The 6,012-nt window shown below is 69.5% G+C and carries 6 protein-coding genes; 2 read left to right on the forward strand and 4 right to left on the reverse strand.

The genetic code is table 11. The annotated features are described in order from the left end of the window. The 3 genes from D7X12_RS38255 to D7X12_RS38265 form a co-directional block, all read right to left on the reverse strand. Positions 1-288 (reverse strand): FIST N-terminal domain-containing protein (locus tag D7X12_RS38255; RefSeq protein ID WP_279637283.1); only part of this gene is annotated, 288 nt, incomplete at its 3' end. 105 nt (positions 289-393) lie between these two features. Beyond that, positions 394-1,260 (reverse strand): class I SAM-dependent methyltransferase, encoded by an 867-nt coding sequence (locus D7X12_RS38260; protein WP_120630104.1) that lies wholly within the window; start codon positions 1,258-1,260, stop codon positions 394-396. 418 nt (positions 1,261-1,678) lie between these two features. Continuing rightward, complete coding sequence (locus tag D7X12_RS38265; protein ID WP_244225032.1) at positions 1,679-2,236, reverse strand: glycoside hydrolase family 15 protein; 558 nt, start codon at positions 2,234-2,236, stop codon at positions 1,679-1,681. A 238-nt stretch (positions 2,237-2,474) separates the two neighbouring features. On the opposite strand from D7X12_RS38265, the gene D7X12_RS38270 reads away from it, so the two are divergent. Both D7X12_RS38270 and D7X12_RS38275 read left to right on the forward strand, forming a co-directional pair. Further along, positions 2,475-3,326, forward strand: coding sequence for a DUF6310 domain-containing protein (locus D7X12_RS38270; RefSeq protein ID WP_341868266.1), 852 nt, complete (start codon positions 2,475-2,477; stop codon positions 3,324-3,326). Next, a complete protein-coding gene (locus D7X12_RS38275; RefSeq protein WP_120630106.1) occupies positions 3,209-3,964 on the forward strand; it encodes a DUF5953 family protein in 756 nt (251 codons plus the stop codon). The genes D7X12_RS38270 and D7X12_RS38275 overlap by 118 nt, the downstream gene beginning before the upstream one ends. A gap of 21 nt (positions 3,965-3,985) precedes the next feature. Here the strand turns inward: D7X12_RS38275 and D7X12_RS38280 are convergent, their stop codons facing one another. Further along, the gene (locus D7X12_RS38280; protein ID WP_120630107.1) at positions 3,986-5,923 is read right to left on the reverse strand and encodes a glycoside hydrolase family 15 protein; all 1,938 of its coding nucleotides are present in this window, start codon (positions 5,921-5,923) and stop codon (positions 3,986-3,988) included. Between the last annotated feature and the right edge of the window lie 89 nt (positions 5,924-6,012).

A 6,012-nucleotide genomic window follows, 5' to 3' on the forward strand; every position in this document is an offset into this window, starting at 1 on the left:
GCCCAGGCCCACCCCGACGCGGAAATCCCTTCCGCAGAAGAGGGCGACCACCAGTCCTTGGAGCAACAGCTCGTTGTCCGCGAAGACCCCCGCCGCGCAGCACCCGGCCCAGGGGATGTCCCCCAGCTCCCGCCGGGCCGTGGATGCGAGGCACCCCGCGTCGTACTGGTCCGTGCACAGGACGAGGGCGAAGGAGGGAGCGTCCGCTCCGCGCAGTGCCGCCTGGATCGCTTCCCGAGCGGCGACATCGCACTGGGGCGAGCTGCTCTTTCCGACATGGATTCGCATGGACTCCAGGATCGATATGCACTGGTGAGCGCGCTCGCAGGAGCCGACGGCTTCGTTCGCGTCCCGCTCACCAGGCCAGCAGCCTGAAGGTCTTCAACTCCCTGCTTAGGCCCGCCCGCGTGCCGCGAGGGCCGTTCCAAGGGTGAGCCGCGTCACTCCCCCCAGGGTCACCCGCTCCCCTGCGCGGCGCTTCTCCAGTTCGGCGAGGAGCTCCGCCTCCCACGCTCGCTGCCGCGGCTCCGGCAGCTCGCCCACGAGCTTCACCACGGGTCCGCCCAACTGCCGGATCCAGTTCACGATGTCACTCGCATCGTGGGCTTCCACGACGGGGACCTCCCACTCCTCGGAAGCCTCCACCGAGAAGCCGTTCCTCTCGAGGGCTGCTTCCAGACGGGCCGGGTCCGCGTGACGGAACACCCCGGGCTCATCGGCGCGCGGAAGGGGCGGGACCTCGCGATAGCGCTCGAGGATCCGGCGGGCGAGTGAAGCCCAGGGGACTCGCGCCGGCTCGGCCCACGAGGCGATGACGAGCACGCCCCCGGGCTTCAGCGCGCGGTGGATGGACGCGAGGGCCCGCTCGGGCTCGCGCATGTACATCAAGCCCCAGCGCACGGTGGCCACGTCGAAGGTCCGCGCTCCGACCTCCAGCGCCTCGGCGTCGGCCACCTGGAACGTGATGTTCTCCAGCCCCTCCTGCCGCGCCCGCTCCCGGGCGAGTTCGAGCACGCCGTCCACCAGGTCGATTCCAAGCACCTGGCCCTGGGGGCCCACGCGGTGGGCGGCGGGGATGGCGGGCTCGCCTCGGCCACAGGCGACATCCAGGACCTGCATTCGCGGCGAGACTCCGGCCAGTTCGAGCATGCGCTCGGTCAGGGGCCGCGAGAGCCGCGCCTCCATCGCGTCGTAGTAGCGCCAGAACTCGACCATCCGGGCACGCGATGCCTCCTGCTGCTCACGTGGGGTGTTGCTCATGTCAGGGTGCCTCGAATCGTCGAAGGACTCTGCGTCCGAAAACCAGGGGCCGCCACACGCGAAGCGGGTGCCGTGAGCCCGGAAGTCAGCAGGTACATCGCCCTGGCGGCGCTGTCGACTCCAACGCCACGGAGGGCGACCGTCGTCGAGAGCAGCGCCTTGATGTTCATGTCGCAGCTCCCTCCTTCGATACACAAGCGTCGCTCTTTCCATGGCAGCCTTTGCCCTGACCACAGCCATCACTCCCGGGTCCGTGGCGGTGGTGGGCGGCGTCTTCTACCTGAACCGCGACACGGGAGGCACCCTCCATGCAGTGGGCAGCGATCACGCGAAACGCCCCCCTGTTCCAGGGTGCGCCGCCAGGGCGACTCCGCGGTACGTGTGCTTCAGCAGATTCCGCAACACCCTTGCTACAGGCCTACACCAAGCATCCTCCGCTTCGGTGAACAGGCTGATATCGGTAGTCATTCAATGGCGGGTGGCTCGGGCTCCAGCAGGTGCGGGGGCTCCGACTGCCCTCATCCCGGAGCCGGAGCGCGCGGTCGATGCGCGCGGCGGCGCTGATGAGGCCCAGGTGGCTGAAGGCCTGCGGGAAGTTCCCCAATTGCTCGCGCGTCAATGGGTGGATCTCCTCCGCCAGCAGTCCCAGGTGGTTCGACGCCTCCGCGTGCGCGACGAAGACGTCCTCGGCCTCTTCGATGCGGTTCGCCAGCGCCAGCGCCTCCGCCAGCCAGAAGCCGCAGAGGATGAAGCCTCCCTCCGGCCCCCCTACCCCGTCCTCCATCCAGTGGACGTTGTGCCGCATCTCCCGGCGCGGCTCCCAGATGCCGTGGTCAGGCCCGCGCCAGCGGCGGGCCGTGGTCTGGATGACCGAGCGCAGCAGCCTCCAGGTGCGCAGCGGCAGCCGCCCGCCGGTCGGCGAAGGTAGCCGAGCCTGGGGCCCGGAGAATCGCCGACAGTCGGCGCAGGGTGGCATGCTCAAGAACGGGCCCCCCTGCCCCGTAGCGCCCTGATTGGCCTGAAAGGCCGTGGTCATGCATTTTCGCGCTTGCCTCGCACTCCTCCTCTTCCTCTCCGCCTGCGCTACGTCGACGCCACCTCCCAGCACGCGAAGAGCTCGGAGCCAGAGAATCGTCAACCTCCAGCGAGCGGCGGCGCTGCCCTGGACGGACGGGGGGCAGTGCGTTGTCCGCGAGGCATCCCAGCCTTGGCCCGTGCTGGTGGAGCGGTGCTATCAGGCCCTCGACCGTGACCGGCTCGAGTTCCACGACACCGCGGGAAGATGCTCGGTCGCCTCCGCGGGCGCGGGTGCAATGGGCATCGGGCTCTGCGTTCTGGTGGCTCCTGAAATCGTCGTGGGAGCCGTGATCGTCCTGGGCGTGGTGGTGGTCGCCGTCGCCATCAAGGAAGCGCTGGAGGCGTATGAACTCCGCCACGCCTACCCCGAGGAAGCAGGGACCTCACGAGGAGCGAAGGTGGCATCCCGGGAAGCTGAAGCGCAACGCAAGCCCAAGCTGAAGCCCGAGCCTGCGGGGCAGGACTGGCAGCCCCCGGTGCCGCCTGTGCCCGTGGACCGGACGGGCCGTGCCAGTTGCGAGCCTGTTCCAGTGCCTCACGCGGGCGAGGACGACCCGCATGATGAATGCGCCGACACGTTCCCGCCCAACCGTTACCCTGGAATGGACGTGCTCGTGGGCGGCGTGCGCTTCGATGCGCTGCAAGTCGGCGTGCGCGTGCTGTGGGAGATCAAGACCCATCGATTCGACTCGTACAATTACTTCATCCAGAGTCGGGAGATTGAGACGGAGTTGGAGCAAATTGAAAAGGAGCAAGACGCGGCAGAAGCATGCGGATATGGCTACGTGATCGGTGTGAGTACCCAAGCGCACATGGACGCGCTGTTGCGAGCGAATCGATTCCTCAACGTCGTCGTCACAGGATGCAAACGATGCCCCCTCAGAAACGCCTCGATCTGGCCGTCTACGCGCCAGCGCTCGTGGCCAATGACGGCCGCACACTCGCTGTCGTCCGTGGCATGGAACGGGCGCTGCCTGGCTTGCGCCTGAAGTGGGAAGTGGGCGAAGGAGGGCGCCCCATCGAGTTACCGCAACGCGACGCCTGGCTCGTTGAGGCGACAACACGCGGAAAGCTCCCGCTCCTGTGCAATGGCGACGAGAGCTACCCCGTGACGGTTTCGGGGAGAGGAAGATCGGGACGCCTCGGCCCGGGCGGGCAGCCGCTGCTCGACGTCCATGCGGAGTTGCCGCTAGACGCGACCGTTATCGCGGCAGCGGGGGAGATGCTGGAGTGCGTGGCGGAGGGCGCTTGCGCGTTCTGGGGGCATGCGACGCCGGATGACGCTGCGCTGGACATCGCGTATCAGACAGCCCCCACGCTGGAAGGGCCGCCGTCCCCACGTCGTGGGCTGCCTGCCCTCAGACTCCTCAAACAGATCCGCGCACCAGAGATCCCCTATTTCCTCGGGTGGCTGAACTACTGGTCGGCGGCTGCCGCGCAGGCCATCGGGTTCCCGGATCCTGCGCGTGATGCCGAGCTGCTCTCACGAGCGCGGCGCACGGCATCGGGCGGGTGGGTCGTGCAGCTCACCGACGCGCCGCTCGACCTGGACGACCCCGCCCACCTGGACACGCTCAAGCGGACCTACGAGCGCTTCCCGGAGATCGGCGCACGCGCAGCACCTTGACCTCAAGGCTCCAACCCGGGGTCACTCAATGGCGGGCGGCTCCGGCTCCAGCAGGTGCGGGGGCTCCGACTCCCCTTCGTCCCGGAGCCGGAGCGCGCGGTCGATGCGCGCGGCGGCGCTGATGAGGCCCAGGTGGCTGAAGGCCTGCGGGAAGTTCCCCAGCTGCTCGCGCGTCAGCGGGTGGATCTCCTCCGCCAGCAGTCCCAGGTGGTTCGACGCCTCCGCGTGCGCGACGAAGACGTCCTCGGCCTCTTCAATGCGGTTGGCCAGCGCCAGCGCCTCCGCCAGCCAGAAGCCGCAGAGGATGAAGCCTCCCTCCGGTCCCCCTACCCCGTCATCCATCCGGTACCGGCGCAGGAACGGGCCCGCCCCCAGCTCCGCGCGCAGCCAGTCCAGGGTCCTCAGGATGAACGGATCCGTCCCCCGGAAACAGCCGACAATGGGCAGGAGCAGCAGCGCCGCGTCCGGCTCGTTGCCTCCGTAGATTCCGACGAAGTGCTTGCGCGCCGGGTCCACGCCGTTGCGCAGGATGTCCGCCCGGATGACGTCCGCCAGGCCGGCACTGGACTGCTCCAGCGCTGACTCCCCGAAGAGCCGTGCCAGGTGCTGCCCCCGGCGCAAAGCCAGCCACCCCATCAGCTTCGAGTGGACGTTGTGCCGCATCTCCCGGCGCGGCTCCCAGATGCCGTGGTCGGGCTCGCGCCAGCGGCGGGCCGTGGTCTGGATGACCGAGCGCAGCAGCCTCCAGGTGCGCAAGGGCAGCCGCCCGCCGGAGCGCTCGTAGAGGTACGCCGCGTCCAGCAGCGCGCCCGCGGTGTCGAACTGGAACTGATCCCTCGCGCCGTTGCCCAGCCGCACCGGCCGCGAGCCCTGGAAGCCGGCGAGGTGCTCCAACTCCCGCTCCGGCGGCACGGGCGCACCGTCCAGCGTGTACATCACCTGGAGCGGATCCCCCCGCTGCAACGTGTCGCGCACGAAGTAGAAGAACTCGCGCGACTCACTCAGGAAGCCGAGCAGGTTGGTGGCGCGGACCGCCATCGCGGAGTCGCGGACCCAGCTGAAGCGGTAGTCCCAGTTGCGCGGGCCTCCAATCCACTCGGGGAGCGACGTGGTGGGCGCGGCCACCATCGCGCCCGTGGGGCCGTACATCAGCAGCTTCAGCGCCAGCGCGGAGCGCAGGACGTGGTGCCGCCACGGCCCTTCGTAGTGGAGCTGTTGCGCCCACTCGCGCCAGGCCTGGCGGGTGTCCCGAAGGTGGTCGAAGGGCCGGTACGCGGCCAGCGGCTCCGGCCGGTCCGAGTCCCACGACAAGATCATCCAGCGCCGCTCGCCCGGCCCCATCCGGATGCGCGTCTGGAGCCCCGTCTCTCCCCGGCAGGGCTGGCTGCCCGGCTCCCCACAGGGCCGCCATTGCGCCGCCCCGCTGAGCACGGCGACCAGCCGCTCCCCTCCCGACCCGCGCGCCACGAGCCCGTGCTCCTCCCGCTCCACCCGCGTCCGCGACGCCCCGTACCCGAAGCGCGGATCGAAGACGATGTTCAGCTCCACCGGGCCTTCGAGGCACTCGATGCGCCGGTGCACCTCGTGGACGGTGGAGCGCGGGTCGTTGGTCCACGGCATGTAGTCGATGATGCGGATGGCCCCCTTGCGCTCGAAGCGGAACAGCGTCTCCAGCACGTTGGTGTCCGGGTCGTAGCGCTGCAGGCTCTCGAAGGGCCACACGACGGGGGTGATGCCGGTGATGCCGCCCTGCTCGTCATCGAGGATGCCCGCGAAGACGCTCGGACTGTCGAAGCGGGGAAAGCAGAGCCAGTCGATGACGCCGTCCGGCCGGACGAGCGCGCAGGAGCTTCCGTCGCCAATCACTCCGCGGCCCGCCAGTGGGACCTCCCGGTAGGACGCCGGGTTGGTGAACCGGAAGGGGCGGGCCATCCGCCGGGCGGCGCTGTACAGGTCCATGAGCAGGCGTGTCGCGAGGCAGGAGAACGCGACCTCCCGCCCTCAACGTAGCGACGGCCGCGCCCGGCAACCCACCCACGCAGGGGGCC

The sequence above is a fragment of the Corallococcus sicarius genome (assembly GCF_003611735.1).
Classification (GTDB): Bacteria; Myxococcota; Myxococcia; order Myxococcales; family Myxococcaceae; genus Corallococcus; species Corallococcus sicarius.